The following is a 26,519-nucleotide window of genomic DNA, read 5'->3' as shown; positions in this document are numbered from 1 at the left end:
CCACCACCCCGATGTCGGAACGCTGCCTCTCGGTTGTCAGGGCATGCAGTTGGACGGGAGCGCTGAAACAGGAAGCGGCCTCGTTGCGGGAGGCGTAAGGCGTGGCCCGGCCGCTGATCCTTGCGCGGCACCGAAGCGAACGCATCGGCCACGAACAGCCCCAACGCGGCGCGTAATCGGTTCACTTCATGTGTATCGCCACACTCAACATGCTCTTGATCAGCGCTCACGCAAAGACCTGACGAAGCACTACTGGCACTACTAGGGAGTGTCTTCCGGATCTCGCCGGGTGGCGCCGGCCGTGCGGACGTCCAGTGGGACGCCGCCGATGCGGTAACCGCGTTCGTCGAGCAGGTGGCCGCTGAGCTTCAGCGGCCAGAGGGCCACGGCCCGGTCGGTGATGTCCAGGCCGGGGACGCGCTGGGCGAGTCGTACCTCGAAGCGCTGGGCGTCGGCGAGGGACTTCACCCAGGCCACGACGAGGACGTTGTTCCGGCCGGTGAGACCGGCGCACAGCCGTACCTCGCGGGCGCCGGTGACGGCGCGGGAGACGCTCTCCAACTCCGCTGCGGCAGCCCTCCCCCAGAGGATCACGGTGACCGGCCACTCCGACAAGGGGCGGGCGACCTCGCAACGGGGCTGGATCATTCCGGCGGCAAAGAGCCGGCCGAGTCGGCGACGGACGGTGTCCGGGCTCGTTCCACAGTCGTCTGCGAGGGCGCGGTAGGTGGCGCGGCCGTTCATGGACAGGGCTCCGACGAGGGCGTGGTCCAGGTCGGTGAGGGGGAAGACAGGGGTGTCGGTGCGGGGAGTGCTGGTGTCGGCGAGGCGGGCGATCTGGGTGCGGTCGAGGGCGCGCAGCCGCCAGCGGCTGCCCTCGGTGTAGACGGTGCTCGCGAGGTGGGTCCGGGTGGCGACGATGCCCTGCATCGCACCGATGCCGCGGGTCATCCAGTGGGTGAGCGCCGCGAGGTCCGGGGCCATCACGGTGAGCAGCAGGTCGCGGTCTCCGCTGACGTGTTCGACGGCGGTGACGTGGGGCAGCTCGGCGAGGGCCCGGGCGACGGTCAGCAGGTTGCCGCTGGCGCAGTCCACCTCGACGACGGCGAGCAGTCCCTGTCCGCTCGCGGCGAGGGCGGGGGAGGGGGAGCAGCTGATCCAGGCAGCGCCGGCTTCGGTGAGCCGGTGCCAGCGGCGGGCCACGGTGACGGCGTCGAGTCCGAGTACCGCGCCGATCTCTTTCCAGCCGGCGCGTGGGGCGATCTGCAGCGCGTGCACCAGGGACTGGTCGACGTCGTCGAGCGTCCGTACCGCCCCGTGCGCAAAATTCCGTACTGGTCCATGTCTGGAATCCTGCGTCATTCGATGCCCCTTGCGCGTTTCCTGCGATTCGGGTCGGTTGGGCCGGTCAGGACTTCAGTCTTGCCGCACCGATGGCCGGAACCGTATCAGGAGGTTGACGCAGCATGTCCGTACTGGAACGCGCCAGGGAACTCCAGCCCGATCTCGTGCGGCTGCGCCGCTCGCTGCACCGCGAGCCGGAGCTTGGCATCCGGCTGCCGCGCACGCAGGAGAAGGTCCTCGCCGCGCTCGACGGTCTCCCTCTCGAGATCACGCTGGGCCGGGAGCTGACCTCGGTCACGGCCGTGCTGCGCGGTGGCCGTCCCGGCGGGGCGGTGCTGTTGCGGGGTGACATGGACGCACTGCCGGTGGACGAGCTGACGGGGGTGGAGTACGCCTCCGAGATGCCGGGCCGGATGCACAGCTGCGGGCACGATCTGCACACCGCCGGGCTCGTCGGCGCGGCGACACTGCTCGCGGACCGCCGGGAGAGCCTCCAGGGCGATGTGGTGTTCATGTTCCAGCCGGGCGAGGAGGGGCACAACGGTGCCGGCGCGATGATCGACGAAGGTGTCCTGGACGCGGCGGGCAAGCCGCTCGACGCGGCCTTCGCCCTGCACGTCTCGGCCAACCGGCTGCCCGGCGGCTGGGTCGCGTCCCGGCCCGGCACCGTCATGACCGCGTCCGACGTCCTGCGGGTGACGGTGCGGGGCGAGGGCGGGCACGGTTCGGCTCCGCACCGCGCCAAGGACCCGGTACCCGCGGTCTGCGAGATGGTGACCGCGCTGCAGAACTGGGTGACGCGCACCTTCGACATCTTCGACCCGGTGGTGGTGACGGTGGGGCGACTGCACGCCGGTACGCAGCGCAACGTCATCCCGGACACGGCCGAGTTCGAGGCGACCGTACGCAGCTACTCGGAGGCCAACCACGAGCGGCTGGCCCAAGGGCTGCCGCGGCTGGTGCACGGGATCGCGGCCGCGCACGGCCTGGAGGCGGAGGTGGCGTACGAGATGCTCTACCCGGTCACAGTCAACGAGCCGGTCGCGACCGAGTTCGCCCTGGAGACGGCGCGCGAGCTGTTCGGCGCGGGCGAGGTGTGGCATGCCCCGCAGCCTGCCAGCGGTTCGGAGGACTTCTCCCTGGTCCTGAACAAGGTGCCCGGCGCGATGCTGCTGGTCGGCGCGGCGCCTGAGGGCGTGGACGTGGAGAAGGCGCCGCAGAACCACTCCCCGCGGGCGGTCTTCGACGACGGGGTGCTCCATCGCCAGGCCGCGCTGCTCAGCGCGCTCGCCGAGCGGCGGCTCGCCGCGGGCGCGTCGGCATGACGGCCCCGCGCGGGACGGCGGAGGTGGCGGCGCCCCGGGTGACCGCCGTGGTCGGCCTGCTCGTTGTCTTCGAGCTGGTCAGCGGCTTCCTCCAGGGCTCGGCACCGGCGCTCGTGCCGTCCGTTCAGGACTGGCAGTCCATCAGCGCGTCCCAGGCACAGTGGTACATGGCGGTGCAGTTCCTCGCGGCCGCCGTCGCGGTGCCCGTGTTCGGGCGGCTCGGAGATCTGTACGGGCACCGTCGGCTTACCCGGATCGCGCTGGTCTGCGTCGCGGCGGGCACCGTCCTGGTGGCCCTCGCGCCGAATCTGACGGTGCTGCTGATGGGCCGTGCCCTGATGGGTCCGCTGGCGGCGCTGCTGCCGCTGGAGATCGGCCTCGTACGGGACCGGCTCGACATCGACGGCGGGCGACGGGCAGTGGGAGTTCTCGTCGGCGCGCTCACCCTCGGCTCGCTCCTCGGTCACGGCCTGGTGGGCCCCCTGCTCGAACTCACCGGGGACGTCCGGGCCACGCTCTGGGTCCTCGCCGTGCTCGCGTGTGCCTGCCTGGCCCTGTCGTACTGCGCGATCCCGGAGTCACGGACGCGTGCGCCGGGCCGGATGGACTGGTCGGGGGCGCTGCTGCTCGGGCTCTCGCTGCTGCTGTTCCTCGGCACGACGGCGCGCGGCGCGACCTGGGGCTGGACCTCTCCGCTCACCCTGGGCGGTCTGGTGCTCTCCCTGGCCCTGCTCGCCTGGTGGGTCCGGCTCGAACGGGACCGGCCGCACGCCCTGGTCGACGTCCGGGCGGTGGCCCGCCGCCAGTCCGCGCCGTACTACGTCTCTGGCTTCCTCTTCGGCGCCGTGATGCTGGGCGGGCAGGCGGTCGGCATCTCGTATCTGGCCGCGTCCACGGCTGACGAGGGGTACGGATTCGGGCTCAGCACCTGGGAGATCAGCGCGTGGGGCGCGGTGCCGCATGTGCTGGCCTTCGCCGGGGCGAGCCTCGTGGCCCGGGTGGCGGCCCGCTCCGGCTACCGTCGTGTGCTGCTGCTCTCCTTCGCACTGATGGCGGCGGGGAACGTGGGGCTGATCGCCACGCACACCACCCTGCCCCTGTTCGGCCTGGCGTCCGCCGTCTCCGGCTTCGGCATGGGCCTGGCCTTGGGCGGCCTGCCCACACTGATCGTGGAACGCAGCGCCAAGGACCGCACGGCGAGTGCGACCGCCGTCTACAACAACCTGAAGACCCTGGGCGGCAGTGTCGCGGGCGCGGGTTCGGCGGTCGTCCTCGGTTCCCTCGTCGTCGAGGGAACCGAGGTCCCGGCGCTCTCCGCGTATCTGACGATCTGGGGGCTGAGCGCGCTGCTGTGCGTGGGCGCTCTGATCCTCCAGATGCTGACCGGTCGTGAGGCGCATGCTGCGGGTGCGACGGGGGACCTCGGCTCCGGCGCGCGTGCGACGGGCGGTACGGCCACGCCGGGCCCTACTCGGGCGGCTTGAACGCGACGTTCCGCCGTGTGGCGGCACTCCGGCGACCCGAAGACCGCACACGATGGTGGTCCCCGAGCCGAGGGAGCGGGCGGGGAGTCGGTGAGGGCGGGCTGGATGGCGTAGTTGTTCGCGATCGCCACTCCGGCCGTGCAGACGAGGAGGAAGGTGGAGCCTCGGGGGAGGCTCATGGCCGTTCGTCCCGGGTGAGGATGACGGCGTAACGGCACTCGGTCGCACTGTTGTTGGCGAAGACGCAGGGGGCCGGCTCGCCCCGTTCGAGCGTGTCGCCCGCGTCGAGTTCGTGCACCGTGTCGCCCTCGTGGAAGGTCAGCAGGCCCTCCAGCCCCCAGACGACCTGCCGGATGAACGCGAAGGCCGCGGCCGGGTACGGCACGCGGGCACCGGAACCCGCGTGGGGGCTGCCGTGCCGCAGGTCTATGTCGGGCGTGCCGGCCAGGACGGCGCGGACTTCGTCCCGCGTCTCGCCGCGCTCGACCGGGTGCACCTCGAAGCCGGCCAGAGCCGCTCGGTCGAACTGAGCCTCGAACCCTGCGTCCTCGCCCGATGAGGCGACGTCGACGGTGCCTTCAGTGTCGCGGGCGGCGACTACGAGGTCCGCATCGGGGCGCATGCCCTCGACGAGGACGGTCCGACCCAGACCATCAGACTCGCAACCTCACTCCTGCACTGACACCCGCCCAGCGAGGGGCTCTTGGCCGACGAACCGGCGCGAGGAATCGCGATCAGCTCGGATGCCGCATCGGTCAGTACGGCTTTGGGCGACCGGCGGCGGCAAGCGATCCAGTTCAAGGCGGAGGCCGTAGTAGTCCGAAGCGGGGACCAATGGGTCGCCACGGCAGATCCAGCGTTTGGGAGCGCCTGGGTGCCCCATGGCTGTCACTGTCCGTGATGTGCCACAGGGCTGACGACGTCGCGCGGGTAGTGTCGAGCGGGAAGCCAGATGGGCTCGTTGCGGCAGGCGCGAAGCGTGGGCCGCCAGTCGTTTCTCCCCGGATTCTCCCCAGCGTTCACCGATGCCCAAAAGGCCAGGTCAGGCGACCGTCGCCAGCAGGGCGAGGAGATCATCGGCATCACCTCTCCCCAGGCGCTCCCCACGGCCGTTTCTGGCTCGAACTGTGAGAGATACGAGAGTAAAGCGCGAAGAAGGACTGAGTGCGATGCGAGTCCTTTCAGAGCCAGTCCCGCCGCTTGAAAATCAGGTACAAGCTTACGCAAACCACCCCCATCAAGCCGATCGCGAAGGGGTATCCGAAGCGCCAGCCCAGCTCCGGCATGTGCTCAAAGTTCATGCCGTAGATAGTTCCTACGAGTGTGGGAGCAAAGAGAATGGCGGCCCAGCTCGAGATCTTCTTGATCTCCTCGTTCTGCTCGAACCCCGCCTCCGCCAACGCCCGCATCTCGGCGTTCTGTTGCTGGGTGACCAGGGTCGCGTTGACGGTGAGGATGTCGGTGAGGGCCTGGCGGAAGCTGTCGACGCGTTCGCTGGTGTGGGTGACGTGGTCGGCGACGTCGCGGAGGTAGCGCTGGAGTTCCTCGTCGGTGCCGTACTTGGCGAAGCCGGCCATCAGGGCGTGCAGCATGCCGACGAGGGGGCGGGTGGCGCGCTGGAACTCGACCATTTCGCGGGAGAGTTCGTAGATACGGCGGGAGACCTCGGGGTCGCCGCGGAAGACCTCGGTCTCGATCTCGTCGATGTCGTTCTGGACGCCGAAGACGACCGGGACGTAGCCGTCGACGACGGAGTCGAGGATGGCGTAGAGGACGGCCTCCGGTCCCAGCTTCAGCAGCTCGGGGGTGTCCTCCATGCGGCGGCGTACCGCCGAGAGGTCCGGGGCCGCGCCGTGGCGCACCGTGATCAGGAAGTCGGGGCCGACGAACAGGTGCAGCTCGCCGAAGTCGACCTCCTCGGGCGCGTCCAGATAGCGCGCGGCGCGCAGGACGACGAAGAGGGTGTCGCCGTAGCGCTCCAGCTTCGGGCGCTGGTGGGCCTCCAACGCGTCCTCGACGGCGAGCGGGTGCAGATCGAACTCGGCGGCCAGGGAAAGGAGTTCGGACTCGGTCGGGCGGGCGAGGCCGATCCAGGCCATGCCGTCCGGCTCGTCGCGGAGCTGGCGGAAGGTGTCGGCGAGGGTGAGTGGGGACGCGACACGCACACCGTCGCGGTAGAGCGCCGCCTGGACGACGCTGTCCGCCTCCGCCGGTTCGGGGGCCGGCGGGTCGGGGTGGGGTGCCGGGGGCTGCGTCGGCGGCGCGGCGGGCGTGGTCAGGGCTCGGCGCCAGGCCGACTTCCGGCCGTTCTTCGAGGCTGCGCGGGCGCGGCGCTCGGACATCGCGGCTGCCTCCCCTGTCGAGTCGTCTCGGGCGTCGTGGCGGACGCCGTCCCGAAGGTCGTCGTATCGGACGCCGTCCCCGAAGGCCGTCCGGGACGTACGTCCGTGTGATCACGGAGCAGGAGCAGGATATACGGGGCAAACGACGTCAGCGTGCGGGGCCTGCCAGGGCCGCCGGGCCTTGCGGACAGAACGTGTCCGCAAGGCCCGCTAGCGTGCTGGACATGACGAAGACGAACGGGCCCGTCCTGACCGCCCGAGCCCTCAACCGCGCCACCCTCGCCCGTCAGCACCTGCTCGCCCGGTCCGCCCTCTCCGCGATCGACGCGGTGGCGCACCTGCTCGGCCTCCAGGCCCAGAACGTGAAGCCGCCGTACTACGCCCTCGCCGCCCGCCTCGAAGGCTTCCGGCCGGAGGAGCTGTCGAAGGCCATGGAGGCGCGGGACGTCGTACGCATCGTCACCATGCGGTCGACCATCCACACGCACACCGCCGACGACGCCCTCACGCTCCGGCCGCTCGTGCAGGACGCCCGGGAGCGGGAGCTCGGCAACTTCCGCAAGGGCCTTGCCGGTGTCGACCTCGACCGGCTGGCCGTGCTCAGCCGAGAGCTGGTCGAGGAGGAGCCGCGCACGATGAAGCAGCTCCGCGAGGCGCTGCTCGTCGAGTGGCCGGACGCCGATCCGCAGGCGCTCGCCGTGGCCGCCCGGTGCAGGCTGCCGCTGGTCCAGGTCACCCCGCGCGGTCTGTGGGGCAGGAGCGGTCAGGTCGCGCTCACCACCGTCGAGCACTGGCTCGGCCGCCCCGCGCAGCCGGTGCCCACCCCGGACGCCACCGTCCTGCGCTACCTCGGCGCCTTCGGCCCGGCCTCCGTCAAGGACATGCAGACCTGGGCCGGTCTGACCCGGCTGCGGGACGCCTTCGAGCGGCTGCGCCCCGGGCTGGTCACCTTCCGCGACGAGAGCGGCGTCGAGCTCTTCGATCTCCCCGAGGCTCCCCGCCCCGACGCGGACACCCCGGCGCCGCCGCGCTTCCTGCCGGAGTTCGACAACCTGCTCCTGTCGCACGCGGACCGCACCCGGGTGGTGCCGGCCGACCTCAAGGGGCGTTCCTGGCAGGGCAATCAGGCGTACCGCACCTTGCTCGTGGACGGATTCCTCGCGGGTCTGTGGCGTCTGGAGGAGGACGTTGTGACCATCGAGCTCTTCGGGGGGCTCACCCGGGCCCAGCGGGAGGACGTCGTCCAGGAGGCCGAGCGCATGCTGAAGGTCATGGGCGGCTCGTCGTCGTACGACATCCGGTTCGGGACCGTCGTGCGCTGACCTCGGGCCCGCCTCCGCCGCCGATCACGAGGGGCTTACAGTCCAGGTCAAGGAACTGCGGCAGCTCGGCTATTTCGTGACCGTCGCCGAGGAGCTGCACATCGTCCAGTCCGCGGTGAGTCAGCAAATACGGCGTCTGGAGCGGGAGTTGGGCGCCGAGCTGTTCGACCGCTCGCCGGTGCCCGGGCCGGTGTGCGGCTCCCTCCAGGGCACCCTCGCGACCATCGGGACGCGTCCGCTACGGAACCGATCGCTGCGCTCTCCGGCTGCCTCTTGGCCCCCGACGCCCCGCGCGATGTCGAACTCAAGCGGGACCTCGTCAAGCGTGTCACCGACGCCTTCATCGACGCGTACAAGATCCCGGCGGAGAGCGTGCATGTGTGGATCCACGAGGTGCCGGCGGACAGTTGGGGTACCGCAGGGAAGCTGACCGCCGACAAGTAGGTGGGGTGGAGCGGGAGTTGGATAGGGGGCGCTGCGGGCCGCTCGTGGTGGCCCGCAACGCCCCCTGGTATTCACCTGAGGGGTGCTCAGGAGTCGTTGGGCGACTACGAGTTGATCTGCGTCGTCACCAGGCTGGAGAAGGTCGTCAGCCGGGTGTAGACACCCGGCTTGCCGGCCTCGGCACAGCCGTCGCCCCAGGAAGTAATGCCTGCCAGGACCCCTCCGATGAGCAGCGGACCGCCGCTGTCGCCCTGGCAGGTGTCAACGCCGCCGGAGGTGAATCCGGCGCAGATCATGTCGCTCGCCACGTACTCGGACCCGTACGAACTCCGGCAGCTGGAGTCGGACACGGTCGGGACGGTCGCGGTCCGCAGCTGGTTGGAGGAGCTGCCGTTCTCCGAGGTGGTGCCCCAGCCGACGATGCGGGCGGTGGTGCCGGCCGCGTACACGCCGGTGTCCGAGGACGAGACGTAGGACGCCTTCGTGTACGACATCGACGTCGACAGGGTCAGTACGGCCACGTCGTCGCCGTTGGTGGCGTCCGTGTAGTCGGGGTTGATCCAGATCTTGCTGACCTTGCTGACGGTGCCGTTCGTGCCGTTCAGGTACGTTCTGCCGCCGACGACGCGCACGCTGCTGGTGCTCTCGCCGACCATGCAGTGGGCGGCGGTCACGACCTTGTTGGCGGCGACCAGGGTGCCACCGCAGAACTGGTTCTGCGAGGCATCCGTGATCTGCATCATGAACGGGTACGCGGTCGTCGTGGTCGTCGTCCCGCCGACGATGGGCTGGGGTGCGGCCACGGCGGAGGGGGCGCCGAGCAGAGCGGTCGCGGCGGCGGCAGCGGTCGCCGCGCAGACAGCGGCGGTCTTCGTGACACGGTTGAACCCGAACATGGGTCTCCTCGAAAGGTTGCCGGTGGGGGGACGCGCGGGTGGGGGGTGCTGCACGGGGACCGCGGGACCGGACCCCAGTGCCCGAGCGAGCGGCACACCCTCACGCTAGAAGGCGGAATGGGCTCCTCCCAATGAGGGAACCCCCTAGGGGAGTTCGGGAGGGAAAACCCTCGGTCGCCGGGCGTAAACCTCCGCGAGCGTAACGCCGGGCGAGGCTCGAGCGTGTGCAGCGACGCGAGGGGTCACTCCGTCAGGTCTCCGGACGCGTGCAGCGGAGGTTCGAGCGCGCTCGCAGGAGGGTCGGAGTCAGTCGGTCCGGCGTTCCGCCGCCAGCCGCACGATGTCCACCCGCGAGCGGATGCCCAGCTTCCGGTAGACCCGGGTGAGGGTCGCCTCGACCGTCTTGACGCTGATGAACAGCCGCGCGGCGATCTCGCGGTTGGTGGCGCCCTCCATGACGAGCGCGGCGACCTGATGTTCCGTCGCGGCGAGTGTGTCGAGGGCGGCGGAGGCGAGCGGCGGCGCCGCGGGACGCGCCGCGGCCGCCGTCTCCACCTGGCGCAGCCAGGGCAGTGCACGGCACCGGCGGAAGAGCCGGGAGGCCTCGTCGTACGTGGTCGGGCCGGGCAGCGGGGTCCCCGCCGTCCGGCCGAGGCCGAGAGCGTGGGGGAGGGTGCGCAGGGAGGCCAGGGCGTACGCGGCCCGCGCCTCCTCCAGGCCGTAGCCCAGCTTGGCCAGTCGGTCCTGCACGGAGGTCAACTGTCTTGTGGCGGCCGCGTGTTCGCCGCGTGCGGCGCGTACCAGCGCCTCAGCGCGGTCCAGTACGGCGAGCACGCTCTCGCGCCCGAGCCGCAGCGCATGTGTGCGCGTGACGTCGATGACGTCCTGCGCCTCCACCGGCTCGCCGATCCGCACCAGCGCCTCGGCGAGGTCGCCGTGCCAGCGGCCGCGCGCCGGGTCGGTGATGCCGAGGCCGCGCTCCAGCTCCCGCACCCGGCGCAGTGCCTCGACCGCCGCCTGGGCGTCCCCGGCCACCAACTGGGCGTGCCCGAGGGCGCCCAGAGCGCGCGAGAGGTACATCAGGTCGCCGTTCTCCTCGGCGTGCGCCGCCGCCTCCCGGGCCAGTTCGAGCGCTCGCTGCACCTCGCCGCCGGAGGCCTCCGCGAGCGAGGTGAGCATGGCGGAGGCGCCTTCGCCGATCCCGGTGTCGCGCGCCAGGCGCAGGCTCTCCCGGGCCAGTTCGAGCGCCTGGCCGCAGTGCCCGGAGCGCAGTTCGGTCTCGGCGAGCCCGCGCAGGAAGTGCACCTCGCTCTCGACCATGCCGCGCCGCCGCGCCTCGCGCAGCAGGGTGGTGATCGCGGCCCGCGCCTCGGGCAGCTGGTCGCTCATGATCAGCCAGCGGAACCGGGCCGAGCCGGCGCCGTTGTGATGGCACGCGGCCCGCGGGTCCTGAGGCTCCTTCAGCGCCCGCTTGATGGTGGCGGGCGCCTCCGGGTGGCCCATCAGGGTCTCGGTCTGGGCCTGGAAGGCGAGGGCCATGAGTTCGGTACGCCGGTCGCCGGCCCGTGCGGCCAGCTCCGCCGCGCGCGCGGCCTCCGCACGGCACTCGGTGAAGTCGCCCTCCACCAGCAGTGCCCGCCAGGCCAGTTGGTAGCGGACCAGGGCGAGCAGCCGCGGGTCGTCGCCCGCGTCGGCGAGCGCCTCCGGGAAGGCGGCGTCGACCTCCGACATGGCGTGACCGGCCGTGTCGATCACGATCATCCAGGCGCGCACCCGGTCGGAGGGCTCGGTCGCGCTGCTCAGCACTTCGCGGGCGATCTCCCGGGCGAGGTCGAGGTCACCGGCGGTGACCGCGTCCTCGGCCGCGGTCAGGTGCCGCTCGTCCGGGCTGGGCCGGGCGTCCGGCGGCGTGTGCCGGGCGGCCAGCAGCCCGAGTCCGGCGGCGACCGCCGGGGCGCCGCGGTCCCGCGCCGCGGCCGCCGCCTCGCCGAGCCGGCCGGCGACCTCCGGGTCGGTGCCGGTGGTGGCCAGGGCGAGATGGCGGGCCCGCTCGATCGGGTCGGAGGCCGCCGTGGACAGTGCGGCATGGGCGGCGCGCCGCTCCTGGGCGGTCGCCTCGGCGTACAGGGCGGCGGAGATGAGGGGGTGCGCGAAGCGGATGCCGGGGGTCTCGCGCTCGGTGGCGAGGAGTCCGAGGGCGGCGGCCGACGCCGTCTCCGCCTCGGCGTTCTCGCGTCCGGCGGCGTGCAGCAGCGCCAGGGTGGGGCGGGCGCCCGCGCTGACCACGAGCAGGGTGCGGCGGGCCTCGGCGGAGAGCATCTCCAGCCGGTTCAGTACCAGCGCGCGCAGCGAGGTGGGCACCGGGAGCTGCTCCCCCGGACTCGGCGGGGTCGGCGACTCGGCCAGCGCGCGGCCCAGCTCCAGCGCGAAGAGCGGATTGCCGCCGCTGGTGCGGTGGATGTCCCGCACGGTGGACCGGGGCAGGTCGGTGTGGCCGCGCCGGGCGAGGAGTTCGCCCACCTGCGCCCGGGTGAGCGGATTGACCCGCACGGCCAGGGTCTCCGGCGGGGACGCGCGTAGATAGCGATCGTGCTGTGTTCCCTGCGGGTCCGTGTCGGTGCGTACGGCGCACAGCATGCGGACGGGCATGTCGCCGAGGCGGCGCGCGGCGAAGCCGAGCAGTTCGGCGCTGGCCGGGTCCAGCCACTGGAGGTCGTCGGCGACGATCAGCACCGGTCCCTCGGCGGCCAGGGCGCGCAGCACGGACAGCACCGCGAGCCGCAGGGCGAGACCGTCGCGCTGCAGGGTGGACTCGCCGCGGCCGGTGAGCGCCGATTCCAGGGCGGTGCGCTGCGGGGCGGGCAGCTTGTCGGAGACCTCGTCGGCGACGAGACCGAAGAGGTCGGCGAGCGCGAGGAACGGGAGATGGGATTCGGACTCGGTCGCCGAGCAGCGCAACACGGTGCGGGCCGATTCGGCGTATTCCGCGGCCAGCGCGCGCAGCACGGCCGACTTTCCTATTCCCGCGGGGCCGTGCACCAGCACGCTGCCCCCGCCGGCGAGATGCTCACGAGCCCCCGCGAACACCTCCTCCCGGCCGATGACCAGGTCGGGGCGCGGTCTCGCAGGTTCGTCGAAGTCCCCTCGCACGGTCACCGCTCCCCTCGTGTGTCGTGTCCGGGCCAATATTAGGCAATGTTTCTTTGAATTTCGGAGGGTCGGGGTGGTGAGGGAAATAACAAGAGATCGGCATAAAGGGATTCAGCGCCGGACCGAATGAATGGCGACCGGAGGGAGAGGTTCACGGAACGGCCGAAAAGGGACGATTTGGTGCCTGTTGCGGCGGTCCCGCCCCTGCTGCCGCGCAATGGCCCAGTCCAATGCGGCAATGACAACAATTTGGCCAGGCCCACGGCAGTGAACGCGCCGAACCTCGGCCTACGGCAGTGAACGCGCCGAACCTCGGCCTACGGCAGTGAACGCGCCGTACCTACGGCAGCAATCCCGCCCGCCGCGCCGCCACCACTGCCTCCAGCCGCGTATGGGCGCCCAGCTTCCGCATCGCCGACCGTAGGTACCCCTTCACCGTCTCCGGGCGCAGACCCAGCCGCTCGGCCACGCCCGCGTTGGTCACCCCGGTCGCGACACAGGCGAGGACGTCCACCTCGCGCGGCGCCAGCGCGACGGTCCGTGCGGCGGCCCCGGCCCCGGTCCGGCGGCCGAGCCCATGTGCGGGTGCGGCCGCACCGGCCAGCAGCCCGCAGGCCTCCAGGAGTTCGGCCCGCAGCGCCGGGTCCACGATCCGCGGCGCCAGCGCCCGCAGCGCCCCGTGCGCCTCGCGCACCTCCTCCCAGGCCGCCGGCTCCGCCGCCGACCCGGGCCGCTGCGCCACGGCCAGCAGTCCCTGCGCCTCGTCCCGCACGACCAGCGCCTGCTCCACGTCCCGCGCCGCCGCCACGGCCGCCCCGAGCGTGCGGTCACCGAGCGGCTGCGCGGTGCGCAGGGCGCCGTACAGCACGCCACGCACCCGACGGCGTACGACGACGGGGACCGCGACCACCGAGCACAGGCCCTCCGTCGCGACCGCAATGTCGTACTCATGGCTGATCTGCCGCGAGGCGGAGTAGTCCGTCACCGCGCACGGCCGGGCGAGAGCCACCGCTTTGCCGCCCAGGCCATTGCCCGACGACACTGCGAGCGCGCTGAGTGCCGCCGTCGCCGTGCCGTTGAGTTCGCTGATGCGAACGTGCTGCCGTCCGGGCTCGACCAGTCCGCCGAAGGCGACCGGCAGCCCCGTGGCACGCCGCAGCCGTACCAGCGCGCCCCGCAATTCCACCGCCTCGGCTGCGTCTGCTGCCATCTGCTCGCCCCTTCGTCGCGGCGCACCCCCGTTCGGGGGTGGTGAGATCTGCATCACGAATACACGATGCTAGAGCCCGGGTCGAACGTGGCGCCTGCCGGGCGGCTGTGCAGCATCAAGGAGGACACATGACGGCGACGACGAGTGCGACGGACGGCTTCCGCGCCGCGCGGGACTTCCTGCTGGAGCACCGCGAGGACTACGCCACGGCCTACGAGGGCTTCAGCTGGCCCCGCCCCGACTACTTCAACTGGGCCCTCGACTGGTTCGACGTCATCGCCCGCGGCAACGACCGCACCGCCCTGCACATCGTCGAGGAGGACGGCGAGCGCGCCGAGTTCTCCTTCGCCGCGCTGTCGGAGCGCTCGAACCGGGTGGCCAACTGGCTGCGCGCACGGGGCGTCCGCGCCGAGGACCGCATCCTCGTCATGCTCGGCAACCAGGTTGAACTGTGGGAGATCGCCCTCGCTGCGATGAAGCTGCGCGCCGTCGTCATCCCGGCCACCACCCTGCTCGGCCCCGCCGATCTGCGCGACCGCATCGAGCGCGGCCGCGTGCGGCACGTGATCGTGCGGGCCGAGGACACCGAGAAGTTCGACGAGGTGCCGGGCGCCTACACCCGGATCGCCGTCGGCGGTCAGCGGCCGGGCTGGCAGTCGTACGACGAGGTCTACGGCGCCGACGCGGCCTTCGTGCCGGACGCGCCCACCCGTTCGGACGACCCGCTGATGCTCTACTTCACCTCGGGCACCACCGCCCGCCCCAAACTCGTCGAGCACACCCACGTCTCGTACCCGATCGGGCACCTCGCCACGATGTACTGGATCGGGCTGAAACCCGGCGACGTGCACCTCAACATCTCCTCGCCCGGCTGGGCCAAGCACGCCTGGTCGAACCTCTTCGCGCCCTGGAACGCCGAGGCGACCGTCTTCATCCACAACTACACGCGCTTCGACGCGGCCCGCCTGATGGCGGAGATGGACCGCGCGGGCGTGACCACCTTCTGCGCGCCGCCCACCGTGTGGCGCATGCTCATCCAGGCCGACCTGACCCAGCTGCGGACACCGCCGCGCGAGGCGGTCGCGGCGGGGGAGCCGCTGAACCCCGAGGTCATCGAGCAGGTGCGGCGCGCCTGGGGCGTCACCATCCGGGACGGCTTCGGGCAGACCGAGACCGCCGTCCAGGTCTCCAACAGCCCCGGCCAGGAGCTGAAGACCGGGTCCATGGGGCGGCCCAGCCCCGGCTTCCGGATCACGTTGCTCGACCCGGTGTCGGGTGCGCCGGGCGCGGAGGAGGGCGAGATCTCCGTCGAACTGTCCGGCCGGCCCGTCGGCGTGATGACCGGCTACCACGGCGACGCCGACCGTACGGCGGAGTCGATGGCCGGCGGCTACTACCGCACCGGCGACATCGGCGCCCGCGACGCGGACGGCTACATCACCTACGTCGGCCGCGCCGACGACGTCTTCAAGGCCTCCGACTACAAGATCTCCCCCTTCGAGCTGGAGAGCGCGCTGCTGGAGCACGAGGCGGTGGCCGAGGCGGCCGTGGTGCCCGCGCCCGACGAACTGCGGCTGTCCGTGCCCAAGGCGTATGTCGTGCTGGCGGAGGGCTGGGAGCCGGGCCCGGACACCGCGAAGGTGCTCTTCGAGCACTCCCGCACGGTGCTCGCGCCGTACAAGCGCATCCGCCGCCTGGAGTTCGGCGCGCTCCCCAAGACCGTGTCCGGCAAGATCCGCCGGATCGAGCTGCGCGAGGCCACGGCCGCGGGCTCGTCGGACGAGTACCGCGAGGAGGACTTCCGGTGACCTCGGAACTGTCGTACACGCACGGAACCAGCGAGACCGTCCTGCTCGGGGACACCATCGGGGCCAGCCTGGACCGGGCGGTCGCGGCCTGGCCGGACCGTGAGGCGCTCGTCGACGTGCCGTCCGGGCGGCGCTGGACGTACACGCAATTCGCCGCGGACGTCGACCAGTTGGCGTGGGCGCTGCTGGCCAGTGGGGTCGGCAAGGGCGACCGGGTCGGGATCTGGGCGGTCAACTGCCCTGAGTGGGTGCTCGTCCAGTACGCCACCGCCCGCATCGGCGCGATCATGGTGAACATCAACCCGGCCTACCGCACCCATGAGGTCGAGTACGTCCTGGGGCAGGCCGGCATCTCGCTGCTTGTCGCCTCCCTCAGCCACAAGGCGAGCGACTACCGTGGCATGGTCGACCAAGTGCGCGGGAAATGCCCGCAGTTGCGCGAGACGGTCTACATCGGCGACCCGAGCTGGGATGCCCTGATGCGCCGCGGCACGCCCGATCTTCATGAGGAATTCCGGGCCCGCGGGAGCGAATTGTCCTGCGACGACCCGATCAACATCCAGTACACCTCGGGCACGACGGGCTTTCCCAAGGGGGCCACCCTCTCCCACCACAACATCCTCAACAACGGTTATTTCGTCGGGGAGTTGATCGCCTATTCCGAGCAGGACCGGATCTGTATTCCGGTGCCCTTCTATCACTGCTTCGGCATGGTGATGGGCAACCTCGCCGCCACCTCGCACGGCGCGTGCATGGTCATCCCCGCGCCCTCCTTCGACCCGGCGGCGACGCTCCGCGCGGTCCAGCAGGAGCGCTGCACCTCGCTGTACGGCGTACCGACCATGTTCATCGCGGAGTTGAACCTCCCCGACTTCGCGACGTACGACCTCGCGTCCCTGCGCACCGGGATCATGGCGGGTTCGCCCTGCCCGGTCGAGGTGATGAAGCGGGTGGTCGCCGAGATGCACATGGCGGAGGTGTCCATCTGCTACGGCATGACGGAGACGTCCCCGGTCTCGCTCCAGACACGCAGGGACGACGACCTGGAGCACCGCACCGCCACCGTCGGCCGCGTGCTCCCGCATCTGGAGGTGAAGGTCGTCGACCCGGACGGCGTGACCCAGCCGCGCGGCACCTCCGGCGAGCTGTGCACCCGCGGTTACAGCGTCATGCTCGGCTACTGGCAGGAGCCCCTGAAGACCGCCGAGGCCATCGACCCCGGCCGCTGGATGCACACCGGGGACCTCGCGGTGATGCGCGACGACGGCTATGTCGAGATCGTCGGCCGCATCAAGGACATGATCATCCGCGGCGGCGAGAACATCTACCCGCGAGAGATCGAGGAGTTCCTCTACGCCCACCCGAAGATCGCCGACGTACAGGTGGTCGGCATCCCCCATGAGCGCTACGGCGAGGAGGTCCTCGCCTGCGTCATCCCCCGCGACCCGGCGGACCCACTCACCCTGGACGAACTACGGGCCTTCTGCGAGGGGCAGTTGGCGCACTACAAGATCCCCAGCAGGCTGCGGATCCTGGAGTCCTTCCCGATGACCGTCTCCGGGAAGGTCCGGAAGATCGAACTGCGGGAAGGGTACGGCGAGTAAGCGGGATCAGCTCCAGCTGCCGAGGTCGGGCGGCGGGATGAGGATGGGCGTGTCGTCGCAGAGGTAGTCGCCCGGGAAGGCGCAGGAGGTGACGGGGTCCGGGGCCACGGGATCTACCGGGTCCACGGGGTCCACCGGGTCTACTGGATCTACGGGGTCCGTCGGGTCCACCGGATCCACGGGGTCCACCGGGTCTACCGGGTCCGGGGGATCCACCGGACCCGTGCAGTCGTCCAGTGCCAACGCCTCGCAGATGTCCGAGCCGTCGTGCGACGGACTGTTGTCCGTGTCGCCGCCGCACGCGACCGCGCCCATCAGCAACAGGCCGGACAGGCCGCTGAACGCGGCGAGTTGAAGTTTCGTACGCATGGATCCCCCGTGGTTCGCTGCTTTCCGATTCGGTGCCACCATGGGCTTTCCGCGGGCCCGGCACATGAGGCACGAGTCCCGGCCGGGGCGGGCACCGTGCCCGTGATCGACGGGACGCACGGCGCTGCCGCCGGGACACCACCCGCGGGACGCTGGTGGGGCGGGGCACGCGGGTGCAGCGGTCCTGCCGTCTCCCCGCTGGAGGAAGCGTGAGCGGACACTCCGCGGTCCGGGTGGTCATCGCCGACGACCACCCCATGTTCCGCTACGGCCTCAGAGCCGTACTCGTCGAAGGGACCGAGGTCGAGGTCGTCGGCGAGGCGGCCAGTGGTGAGGAACTCCTCACGGTCGTCGACCGGACGAGGCCCGACGTCGTCCTGACCGACCTGGCCATGCCCGGGCTCGACGGCGCGGGCGCCACCCGTTCCCTCCTCTCACGCCATCCGGACCTGGGCGTCCTGGTGCTCACCATGCACGAGGACGACCAGGCGCTGATGGGTGCGCTCCGCGCCGGGGCCCGCGGCTATCTGCTCAAGGGTGCCGACCGTACGGAGATCGTCCGGGCGGTGCTGGCCGTCGCCTCCGGGGACGCGGTGTACGGCGAGGCCGTCGCCCGCCGGATCGTCGCCTTCTTCACCGGCGCCCACCGGGACTACGCGGCCCAGGTCTTCCCCGAACTCACCGAGCGCGAACGGGAGGTGCTCGGGCTGCTCGCCACCGGCTGCGGCAACCACGAGATCGCCCGGCGGCTCGTCCTGTCGGAGAAGACCGTCCGCAACCATGTGTCGGCCGTCCTGTTCAAGCTGCGGGTACGCGACCGCGCCGCCGCGGTCGCCAAGGCACGTGACGCCGGACTGGGCACCTGACCGCGGGCCGGAGCCGGAGCGAGATCCGGAGCCGGAGCGAGATCCGGGGCCGGGCCCGGCTTCTCCGGTCGTGCGTGCGGTCGTCGGAGCCGGGGTGTTCATGGCCGTCGCCTCGGTGGCCTTCGCGGGCTGGACGTCGACGCTGACGCACGCCGGACGCCTGGGGCCCGCCGGATCCGGGCTGTGGGTGGCCGCCATCGGCGGAGCCAGCGTGGTCTGGGCGCTGACCGGTGCGGTGCTCGCGCTGCTGCGCCCGCGCAACATCGTGGGGTGGCTGTTCCTCGGGGTCGGTGTGACGTCGGCCTGTGAGGTGGGGCTCGTGGCGTACGGCGGATACGGCACGGGCACGGCCGACCCGGCGTGGCCGGCCGCTCATGCCGCCGTGTTCCTGGCCGGCGGGATGTTCGTGCCCGGCTGGGTGGTCCCGCCCACCGTGCTGATGGCCTTCTATCCGGACGGCAGGCTCCCGGAACGCTGGTGGCGTGCGCCCGTCGCCGCGGCCACCGCGGGGATCGTCGTGCTCACCCTCACCTCGCCCTTCGACCCGGAACCCCACGGCTACTTCTTCCCCCACGGGCCCCCTCCGGCGCACCTGCCGCCCGCCGTGCTCACGGTGCTGCTCGAAGGGGTGTGCCTGCCCCTTGTCGTCCTCTCCGGCACGGCGATCTGGATCGGCACCCTCGTCCGACTGGCTCGCGCCCGGTCGCCCCAGCGCCAGCAACTGGCCCTGCTGGTCTGCCTGGAGGGCTTCCAGGTCGTCGCGATCGTCCTCACGGTGCCGGACGTGCCGCGTTCCGTGATCGCCGCGACACTGCCGCTGGCCATGACGGTCGGCGTGCTGCGCTACCGGCTGCTGGGCATCGAGACGGTGCTGCGCCGGGGGCTCGTCTACGGGGCGCTGACCGGCGGCGTGATCGTGGTCTATCTGGCGGCGACGGCGGTGGTCGGCTCGGCCCTGGACAGCCGTCCGCTGCCCGGAGTGGTGGCCGCTGCGCTGGTCGCCGTGCTGCTGTCCCCGATGCGCGACCGGCTGCAACGGGCGGCGGACCGCTTCGTCTACGGCGCGCGACAGGATCCGCTGCGCGCGGTCACGAAGCTCGGGGACGAGATCGCCGGCGCGGAGGAGCTCGACCTGCTGTCGGCCGCGCTGCGGGTCGTCGTCGGTGCGCTGCGCGCGCCGGGTGCCGTGGTGGTGGGGAGCGGCGGCCGGGTGCTCAACTCGGTGGGGGCGCAGCCCGTCGTGGGCCGGGCGACGCCGTTGCGGGTCGGCGGCCGGGACGTCGGCATCCTGACGGTGGCCGACCGCACACCGGCCGAGGCCTACAGCGACGCCGAGCTGCGCCTGCTCACCGCGCTGGCCCTGCAGATCGCGGTCCTCGTGCGCGCGCTCGAACTCACCGAGGCACTGGAGGCGGAGCGGGACCGGGTGGTGACCGCCACCCGCGGCGAGCGCGCCCGGCTCCAGCACGACCTGCATGACGGACTCGGCCCCTCCCTGTCCGGGATGGGACTGGGCCTCCAGGCGCTCTCCGAGGCGCTGGCCCGGGGAGACAGGGCCACCTGCGAGGAACTGCTGGACCGTATCCGGGCCGAGGTCGCTCTGTCGATCGGGGAGATCCGCCGGATCATCGACGGACTGCGCCCCACGGTGCTGGACGCGCTGGGGCTGATCGGTGCCGTACGGGAACAGGCCAGGACCGTGTCGCTGGTGGTGCCCGTCGACGTCACCACCGCCCTGCTGCCGAGGCTGCCGCCGGACGTGGAGACCGCCGCCTACCGCATCGTGACGGAGGCGCTGACCAACACCGTTCGTCATGCGTGTGCCCGCCGGGCCGGGGTCGCCATCGGATGGGACGGTACGTCACTGCGGGTGGTGGTGACCGACGACGGCCGCGGTGTGTCCGAGGCGGCCGTGGGCGTCGGCCTCGCCTCCATGCGACGGCGGACGGAGGCACTCCACGGCGTTCTGACCATCACGTCCACGAGCGCGGGCACCACCGTGGACGCGACGTTTCCCGTGCGGGAGGCGTGAGCGGGCGCTCGCCCGGAGCCGCTCGTCAGGGCCCTGCGGCGATCAGCTCGTCGGCGGGGCTGTTGACCGGCTGCGGGGTGCCCGTGAGGTCGAGCACGAAGAGGGGGACGCCGAGGGTGTCGGCGCGGATGCGGGCCTCGTCCGCGTAGCCCGCGAGGGAGAAGTAGACGCATCCTGCGGACTCCGTCATGGCCGTCAGCCACAGGCACTCGATGTCGCGCAGCGAGGCCGGGCGCACGGTCGGGTCCACCTGTGCCAGGACGCCCCGGGCGGCGAGCCCGATCCCCGACGGCGGCCGCTGGTCCGCCCGCCGGATGTCCCGGTAGCCGAGCCAGCGCAGATACAGCGCGGCCGCGGTGACGGCGTCCCGGGCGGTGCGGATGGTCACCGGCTGGAACGGGGCGCGGGGCGTCGGGGCCGTGCGGGGCAGCGGGATGTGGTCCGGGAAGCCGCGGGTGCCGGGGGCCGGGCCGTTCCTGCTCGCTTCTGTTCCCGGGGGTGTGTCCGGGGTCGAGGTGCCGGACGTGTGCCTGTCCGTCTCCGACTCGGGGTCCGCCTCGATGGTCGTCCCCGGTACACGCTCGGCGTGCAGGGGGCGCCGTACCACCCGGACCGGGATGCGCAGCACCGTCCCGCACTCGCACCCCAGCTCGGGTTGCGGCCACTGGTCCTCGCGGCCGCAGGTGCCGCAGCGGACCGTGACCCAGTCCTCGTCCCAGGTGCGGTGGGTGACCGGCGCCGGGTTCGCGAGGCGGTCGAGGGGCGGGACGACGGGGGCGCCGCACACGCAGGGGTAGGACGGCGCGGCGTAGAGATGCTCGCGGCGGCAGTCCGGGCACCGCACCGGCACGCTCTCGGGCATGGCCCACTCCAGGACGTCACGTCGGGACAGCGCCCCCATCGTCCTCCTGCGCGGCCTCTCCCGGCAGGCAAACGCCCGACTCTTGACGCCCCTCGGCCCGCCACCTACATTGATTCCAGATAGTAGAAGTTAGTTTCCGCAATACGGAATTTCAGCGCATGACATACCGGTCACCACGGACGGGATGCCGACGCACGGGATACCGGCGGAACGCTGACGGACCACTGACGGAATGCCGACACGGATCAGACAGCTCTCGCGGGGCGCGCCGGGAGCGCGAATCCGACAGCCGAAGCAGGAGTACTCCATGGCTCGTATGACCGCTGCCCGCGCGGCAGTCGAGATCCTCAAGCGCGAAGGCGTCAGCGACGCGTTCGGCGTCCCGGGCGCGGCGATCAACCCCTTCTACGCCGCCCTCAAGGCCTCCGGTGGGATCAGCCACACCCTCGCCCGCCACGTCGAGGGTGCCTCGCACATGGCCGAGGGCTACACCCGGACCCATCCGGGCAACATCGGCGTCTGCATCGGCACCTCGGGGCCGGCCGGCACCGACATGATCACGGGGCTTTACTCCGCGATCGGCGACTCCATCCCGATCCTCTGCATCACCGGCCAGGCGCCGACCGCCGTGATCCACAAAGAGGACTTCCAGGCGGTCGACATCGCCTCGATCGCCAAGCCGGTCACGAAGATGGCGGTCACCGTGCTGGAGGCGGCCCAGGTCCCGGGCGTCTTCCAGCAGGCGTTCCACCTGATGCGCTCCGGCCGTCCGGGCCCGGTCCTCATCGACCTGCCCATCGACGTCCAGCTCACCGAGATCGAGTTCGACCCGGAGACGTACGAGCCGCTGGCCGCCTACAAGCCCGCCGCCACCCGCGCCCAGGTCGAGAAGGCGATCGGACTGCTGGGTGAGTCCGAGCGGCCGCTGATCGTCGCGGGCGGCGGTGTCATCAACGCCGACGCCTCCGAACTCCTGGTGGAATTCGCCGAGTTGACCGGTGTCCCGGTCGTCCCGACCCTGATGGGCTGGGGCATCCTGCCCGACGACCACGAGCTGAACGCCGGCATGGTCGGCCTGCAGACCTCGCACCGCTACGGCAACGCGACCTTCCTGGAGTCCGACTTCGTCCTCGGTATCGGCAACCGCTGGGCCAACCGGCACACCGGCAAGCTGGACGTCTACACGGCCGGACGGAAGTTCGTGCACGTCGACATCGAGCCCACCCAGATCGGCAAGATCTTCGCCCCGGACTACGGCATCGCCTCCGACGCGAAGGCCGCGCTGGAGCTGTTCGTCGAGGTGGCACGGGAGTTGAAGGCGGCGGGCAGGCTCCCCGACCGCTCCGCGTGGGCGGCGTCGGCCCAGGAGCGGAAGGCAACTCTCCAGCGCCGTACGCACTTCGACAACATCCCGATCAAGCCGCAGCGCGTCTACGAGGAGATGAACAAGGCCTTCGGCCCCGAGACCCGCTACGTCACCACCATCGGGCTCTCGCAGATCGCCGGCGCCCAGATGCTGCACGTCTACCGGCCCCGCCACTGGATCAACTGCGGCCAGGCGGGCCCCCTCGGCTGGACCGTCCCGGCCGCCCTCGGCGTCGCCAAGGCCGACCCGGACGCCCAGGTCGTCGCGCTCTCCGGCGACTACGACTTCCAGTTCATGCTGGAGGAACTGGCCGTCGGTGCGCAGCACAAGATCCCGTACGTCCATGTCCTGGTGAACAACGCCTACTTGGGCCTCATCCGGCAGGCGCAGATCGGCCTGGACATCAACTTCCAGGTCAACCTGGAGTTCGAGAACATCAACTCCCCGGAACTGGGCGTCTACGGCGTCGACCACGTCAAGGTCGTCGAGGGCCTCGGCTGCAAGGCGATCCGGGTCACCGACCCCAGCGAGCTCGGCGCGGCCTTCGAGCAGGCCAAGAAGCTCGCCGCCGAGTTCCAGGTGCCGGTCGTCGTCGAGGCGATCCTGGAGCGTGTCACCAACATCGCCATGAGCAAGACGAACGACATCAGCAACGTGGTGGAGTTCGAGGAACTCGCGACCGAGCCGGGCCACGCGCCCACCTCGATCAGGACGCTGAAGGTCTGACGGGACTTCCGGTTCTGGCAGGTGTACGACGGCGGAGGGCGGCTCATCGGGGGGATGAGCCGCCCTTCGTCGTACCCGGGCCGCTCTTCCCAGGCCCCCGCGGGCCCGGCATGCTCACCTCATGCGCCTGACCGTTCCCACCCCCCTAGGTGACATCGCCGTACGACGCCACGGTGAGCCCGGAGCGTCCGCGGTGCTGCTGCTGCACGCCAACCCCGGTGACGGCCGCGACTTCGACGCCGTCCTGCCCGCCCTCGCGGACCGCCACCTCACCTTTGTCGTCGACTGGCCGGGCTTCGGCGACTCGACGGTGTCCGAGCCCCGACTCGTCACCCCGGAGCGGCTGGTGGAGGTCGCCGAGCGGGTCCTCGACGTGCTCGCCGCCGAGCAGGGGGTGCGGCGGATCGCCGTGGTCGGCAACAGCGTCGGCGGCTATGTGGCGTGCAGGCTCGCGGAGGGAAGGCATGCGCGGGCCGTGGTGGCGCTCGTCCTCGTCGATCCGGCGGGGTTCACCCGGCAGAACGCTCTCACCCGGTGGTTCTGCCGCGAGGTCATGGGGCGCCCCGCCCGCGCCCGTCGATTGGTCGTGCCGATGGCCCGCGCCTACCTGGGCGGACTGCGCACGCCGAGTGCCCGGGCGACGTACCGCCGCGCCCGTCAACTACCGTGGAGCGGAGAGCGGTTGGCGGTGCACAGCGCGATCTGGCGAGGGCTCGCGGACCCGGGGTTCGGACTGCGGGACCCCGCCGCCCTGCGGATCCCCGTGCTGCTGCTCTGGGGCAGCCGCGATCCGGTCGTTCCGGCCCTGCTGGACGGGCGCCGGGCACGTCGGGTGCTGCCCGCGGGCACGGTGAGCGTGGTGCTCCCCACGGCCCACGAGCCGTACAACGAGCGTCCGGACCTGTTCCTGCGGCACACACTGCGGTTCCTGAAGGACCCGTCCGGAGTCAGCACGTTCACCTCTTCATGAGTCAGCTCTCACGAGTCAGCTCTTCGTGAACCAGCTCTTCGTGAACCCGTTCTTCATGAGCCCGATCGCAGCAGAGCCGCGTCGCACGGTCCCCCGGATCCGTCGTGACGCGGCTCTGTGATGCCCCCCGGCATACTTCCCCGTTCGGGGCCCGCCGCCCCCGTGCCGGCGGGCCCCATGTGCCGAGGATGTGCCCGCAACCGGGGGGAGTTGAAGCCCCCGGGGCCGTGTTCAGAGGTTGATTTGAGGGTTCCGTAGGGCGCGTACGCACGCTGGACTAGGCGGCGGGCGCCCCGCTGGACGGGGCTCACTCGGCCGGGTGTTCCGACAGGCCCGGCCAGTCGTCGGGGCCGCCGCCCTGCCAGTCGATGATGTCGCTCTCCTCGACCTCGATCTCGTCGAGGTCGGACTCGTCGAGGTCGGACCGGCGCAGGATCTCGACGACGTCGTCGAGGTGGTAGGCGATCCCGAGGGTCTCGTCACCCGCGGTGACCCGCCGGGAGCCGTCGAGGCCGGGCGCGTGCACGACGATGCTGGGAAGGTCCATGCCCCAAGCCTCCTGCGCGGCGGCCGGATCCGCACCCCGAGCGCCCGGCCCGGAACGCACACCGCGGCGCCGGGTACGGGACCGTCCGTACCCGGCGCCGCGGCCGGTGAGCGATATGCGGTTGGTGCCGTCCGACGGTGCGAGGCTGGGCGCGACAGGACGTTCGCGCCGCCGGACGGAGTCTGGAGGTGTTGCCGGGACCGCGGCGGATGCGATGGAGCCGGGGCGCCCCTTCCCTCAGGTCGAGAAGGGGGCCCGGAACCTTGACCACCGCACTGGCTCGCACTCCGCCGCGGTCCGGGTCGCCCGCTCCCGCCGTGTGACCACCCCTCATCCGGGTCCACGGCGGCAGCAGGCAGGTGAGGCCTAGTCCTCGCGCAGGGCGCGGACCGCCTCCTCCACGCGCTTGCCGTAGTCCGGGTCGGCAGCGTGGAAGTGAGCGAGGTTCTTCTCGATGACGTCGTCGCGGGAGACCTGCGCGAGGCCGCCGGCGATGTTCGCGATCAGGCGGCCCTGCTCCTCGGCCGACATCAGGCGGTACAGCTCGCCCGCCTGGTAGAAGTGGTCGTCCTTGGTGTGCAGCGGGGCCTCGTGCGTGCCGGTGTGGCCGTTCACCGCGAGCGGAGCCGACAGCGGGCGGCCGGTCTCGGCCGGGCCGTCGTAGGAGTTGGGCTCGTAGTTCTTCGCGGCGCGGCCCTGCGCGTTGGACGCCATGAGGCCGTCGCGGCCGTAGTTCTGTGCGGTCGTCGCCTTGGGGGCGTTCACTGCGAGCAGGGTGTGGTTGACGCCCAGGCGGTAGCGGTGCGCGTCCGCGTAGGCGAACAGCCGGCCCTGGAGCATCTTGTCGGGCGAGGGACCGATGCCCGGAACGAAGTTGTTCGGCGAGAACGCGGCCTGCTCGACCTCGGCGAAGACGTTGTCGGGGTTGCGGTCCAGGACCAGGCGGCCCACGCGCTGGAGCGGGTAGTCCCGGTGCGGCCACACCTTGGTGAGGTCGAACGGGTTGAAGCGGTAGTCCGCCGCGTCGGCCGCGGGCATGATCTGCACGTGCAGCGTCCAGGACGGGTTGACGCCCCGCTCGATGGCCTGCAGCAGGTCCGTCTGGTGGGAGCCCGGGTCCTTGCCCGCGAGCTCGGCGCCCTGCTCCGCCGACAGGCTGCGGACGCCCTGGTTCGTCTTGAAGTGGTACTTGACGAAGAAGGCCTCGCCCTCGGCATTCGTCCACTGGTAGGTGTGCGAGCCGTAGCCGTTCATGTGGCGGTACGACGCCGGGATGCCGCGGTCGCCCATCAGCCAGGTGATCTGGTGCGTCGCCTCGGGGGCGTGCGCCCAGAAGTCCCAGACGTTGTCCGGCTCCTGCTTGCCCGTGAACGGGTCGCGCTTCTGGGAGTGGATGAAGTCGGGGAACTTGATGGGGTCCTTGATGAAGAAGACGGGGGTGTTGTTGCCGACGAGGTCGTAGTTCCCCTCTTCCGTGTAGAACTTGACCGCGAAGCCGCGCGGGTCGCGCACCGCGTCCGCACCGCCCAGGCTGTCGGCCACCGTCGAGAAGCGCAGGAAGACCTCGGTGCGCTTGCCCACCGAGTCCAGGAAGTCGGCGTGCGTGAAACCGGTGACGTCGTCGGTCACCTCGAAGTAGCCGTACGCGCCCGAGCCGCGGGCGTGCACCACGCGCTCCGGGATGCGCTCGCGGTTGAACCGGGCGAGCTTCTCCAGGAGGTGCTGGTCCTGGAGGAGGAGCGGGCCACCGACGCCGGCGGTGGCTGAGTTCTGGTTGTCGGCGACCGGGGCGCCGGACTCGGTCGTGAGCACGCGCTTCGTCATCTTCGGGTGGCGACCTTCCGTACGGAAC

The 26,519-nt window shown here is 71.4% G+C and carries 20 protein-coding genes and 1 pseudogene; 11 read left to right on the top strand and 10 right to left on the bottom strand.

What is annotated here, in order from left to right; genetic code table 11:
• Positions 1-261: 261 nt before the first annotated feature.
• Positions 262-1,362 carry an Lrp/AsnC family transcriptional regulator gene (locus AB5J56_RS10630; protein WP_369232350.1) on the bottom strand — a complete coding sequence of 367 codons (1,101 nt, stop codon included), beginning with the start codon at positions 1,360-1,362 and terminating at the stop codon, positions 262-264.
• A gap of 104 nt (positions 1,363-1,466) precedes the next feature.
• Here AB5J56_RS10630 and AB5J56_RS10625 point away from each other — a divergent pair, with 104 nt between their 5' ends.
• Entirely contained in the window at positions 1,467-2,669 is a 1,203-nt protein-coding gene (locus AB5J56_RS10625) for a M20 family metallopeptidase (protein ID WP_369232348.1), read from the top strand.
• Positions 2,666-4,153 (top strand): MFS transporter, encoded by a 1,488-nt coding sequence (locus AB5J56_RS10620; RefSeq protein WP_369232346.1) that lies wholly within the window; start codon positions 2,666-2,668, stop codon positions 4,151-4,153. The genes AB5J56_RS10625 and AB5J56_RS10620 overlap by 4 nt, the downstream gene beginning before the upstream one ends.
• A 175-nt stretch (positions 4,154-4,328) precedes the next feature.
• Here the strand turns inward: AB5J56_RS10620 and AB5J56_RS10615 are convergent, their stop codons facing one another.
• Positions 4,329-4,775, bottom strand: coding sequence for a hypothetical protein (locus tag AB5J56_RS10615; RefSeq protein ID WP_369232344.1), 447 nt, complete (start codon positions 4,773-4,775; stop codon positions 4,329-4,331).
• Positions 4,776-5,334: 559 nt separating this feature from the next.
• Positions 5,335-6,495 (bottom strand): magnesium and cobalt transport protein CorA, encoded by a 1,161-nt coding sequence (locus AB5J56_RS10610; protein WP_369232343.1) that lies wholly within the window; start codon positions 6,493-6,495, stop codon positions 5,335-5,337.
• A gap of 224 nt (positions 6,496-6,719) precedes the next feature.
• Here AB5J56_RS10610 and AB5J56_RS10605 point away from each other — a divergent pair, with 224 nt between their 5' ends.
• The 3 genes and pseudogenes from AB5J56_RS10605 (at position 6,720) to AB5J56_RS10595 (ending at position 8,261) form a co-directional block, all read left to right on the top strand.
• Complete coding sequence (locus AB5J56_RS10605; protein WP_369232341.1) at positions 6,720-7,817, top strand: winged helix DNA-binding domain-containing protein; 1,098 nt, start codon at positions 6,720-6,722, stop codon at positions 7,815-7,817.
• Positions 7,818-7,872: 55 nt separating this feature from the next.
• A pseudogene (locus AB5J56_RS10600) lies at positions 7,873-7,992 on the top strand (LysR family transcriptional regulator); the annotation flags it as partial.
• 98 nt (positions 7,993-8,090) lie between these two features.
• Positions 8,091-8,261 (top strand): tautomerase family protein, encoded by a 171-nt coding sequence (locus tag AB5J56_RS10595; protein WP_369232339.1) that lies wholly within the window; start codon positions 8,091-8,093, stop codon positions 8,259-8,261.
• A 104-nt stretch (positions 8,262-8,365) separates the two neighbouring features.
• Here the strand turns inward: AB5J56_RS10595 and AB5J56_RS10590 are convergent, their stop codons facing one another.
• From AB5J56_RS10590 to AB5J56_RS10580, 3 genes are all read right to left on the bottom strand, one after another.
• Positions 8,366-9,157 (bottom strand): trypsin-like serine protease, encoded by a 792-nt coding sequence (locus AB5J56_RS10590; protein WP_369232337.1) that lies wholly within the window; start codon positions 9,155-9,157, stop codon positions 8,366-8,368.
• Positions 9,158-9,463: 306 nt separating this feature from the next.
• Positions 9,464-12,313, bottom strand: a complete 2,850-nt coding sequence (locus AB5J56_RS10585; RefSeq protein ID WP_369232335.1) for an AAA family ATPase — start codon at positions 12,311-12,313, stop codon at positions 9,464-9,466.
• 334 nt (positions 12,314-12,647) lie between these two features.
• Positions 12,648-13,517 (bottom strand): response regulator transcription factor, encoded by an 870-nt coding sequence (locus AB5J56_RS10580; protein ID WP_369232333.1) that lies wholly within the window; start codon positions 13,515-13,517, stop codon positions 12,648-12,650.
• Positions 13,518-13,645: 128 nt separating this feature from the next.
• Here AB5J56_RS10580 and AB5J56_RS10575 point away from each other — a divergent pair, with 128 nt between their 5' ends.
• Positions 13,646-15,325: an AMP-binding protein gene (locus tag AB5J56_RS10575; RefSeq protein ID WP_369232331.1), complete on the top strand. Its 1,680-nt coding sequence runs from the start codon at positions 13,646-13,648 to the stop codon at positions 15,323-15,325.
• On the top strand, positions 15,322-16,929 hold the full coding sequence (locus AB5J56_RS10570; RefSeq protein WP_369232329.1) for an AMP-binding protein: 1,608 nt from the start codon (positions 15,322-15,324) through the stop codon (positions 16,927-16,929). The genes AB5J56_RS10575 and AB5J56_RS10570 overlap by 4 nt, the downstream gene beginning before the upstream one ends.
• A 6-nt stretch (positions 16,930-16,935) precedes the next feature.
• Here the strand turns inward: AB5J56_RS10570 and AB5J56_RS10565 are convergent, their stop codons facing one another.
• Positions 16,936-17,298 carry a hypothetical protein gene (locus AB5J56_RS10565; protein ID WP_369232327.1) on the bottom strand — a complete coding sequence of 121 codons (363 nt, stop codon included), beginning with the start codon at positions 17,296-17,298 and terminating at the stop codon, positions 16,936-16,938.
• A 209-nt stretch (positions 17,299-17,507) separates the two neighbouring features.
• On the opposite strand from AB5J56_RS10565, the gene AB5J56_RS10560 reads away from it, so the two are divergent.
• Together AB5J56_RS10560 and AB5J56_RS10555 are read left to right on the top strand one after the other, a co-directional pair.
• Positions 17,508-18,164: a response regulator gene (locus tag AB5J56_RS10560; RefSeq protein ID WP_369232325.1), complete on the top strand. Its 657-nt coding sequence runs from the start codon at positions 17,508-17,510 to the stop codon at positions 18,162-18,164.
• Between the two features lie 70 nt (positions 18,165-18,234).
• Positions 18,235-20,196: a GAF domain-containing sensor histidine kinase gene (locus tag AB5J56_RS10555; protein WP_369232323.1), complete on the top strand. Its 1,962-nt coding sequence runs from the start codon at positions 18,235-18,237 to the stop codon at positions 20,194-20,196.
• A gap of 25 nt (positions 20,197-20,221) precedes the next feature.
• Here AB5J56_RS10555 and AB5J56_RS10550 read toward each other — a convergent pair whose 3' ends face one another.
• Complete coding sequence (locus tag AB5J56_RS10550; RefSeq protein ID WP_369242483.1) at positions 20,222-21,058, bottom strand: hypothetical protein; 837 nt, start codon at positions 21,056-21,058, stop codon at positions 20,222-20,224.
• 307 nt (positions 21,059-21,365) lie between these two features.
• On the opposite strand from AB5J56_RS10550, the gene gcl reads away from it, so the two are divergent.
• On the top strand, positions 21,366-23,150 hold the full coding sequence (gene gcl, locus AB5J56_RS10545; protein WP_369232321.1) for a glyoxylate carboligase: 1,785 nt from the start codon (positions 21,366-21,368) through the stop codon (positions 23,148-23,150).
• A 121-nt stretch (positions 23,151-23,271) separates the two neighbouring features.
• Positions 23,272-24,120, top strand: a complete 849-nt coding sequence (locus tag AB5J56_RS10540) for an alpha/beta fold hydrolase (RefSeq protein ID WP_369232319.1) — start codon at positions 23,272-23,274, stop codon at positions 24,118-24,120.
• Between the two features lie 307 nt (positions 24,121-24,427).
• On the opposite strand, the gene AB5J56_RS10535 is transcribed toward AB5J56_RS10540, so the two are convergent.
• The gene (locus tag AB5J56_RS10535; protein WP_369232317.1) at positions 24,428-24,667 is read right to left on the bottom strand and encodes a hypothetical protein; all 240 of its coding nucleotides are present in this window, start codon (positions 24,665-24,667) and stop codon (positions 24,428-24,430) included.
• A gap of 366 nt (positions 24,668-25,033) precedes the next feature.
• Positions 25,034-26,491, bottom strand: coding sequence for a catalase (locus tag AB5J56_RS10530; protein ID WP_369232315.1), 1,458 nt, complete (start codon positions 26,489-26,491; stop codon positions 25,034-25,036).
• Positions 26,492-26,519 lie beyond the last annotated feature (28 nt).

It is taken from the genome of Streptomyces sp. R21, from assembly GCF_041051975.1.
Lineage (GTDB): Bacteria > Actinomycetota > Actinomycetes > Streptomycetales > Streptomycetaceae > Streptomyces.
The sequence above is the reverse complement of the archived record's forward strand: the minus strand, read 5'-3'. Positions and strand labels throughout refer to the sequence as shown.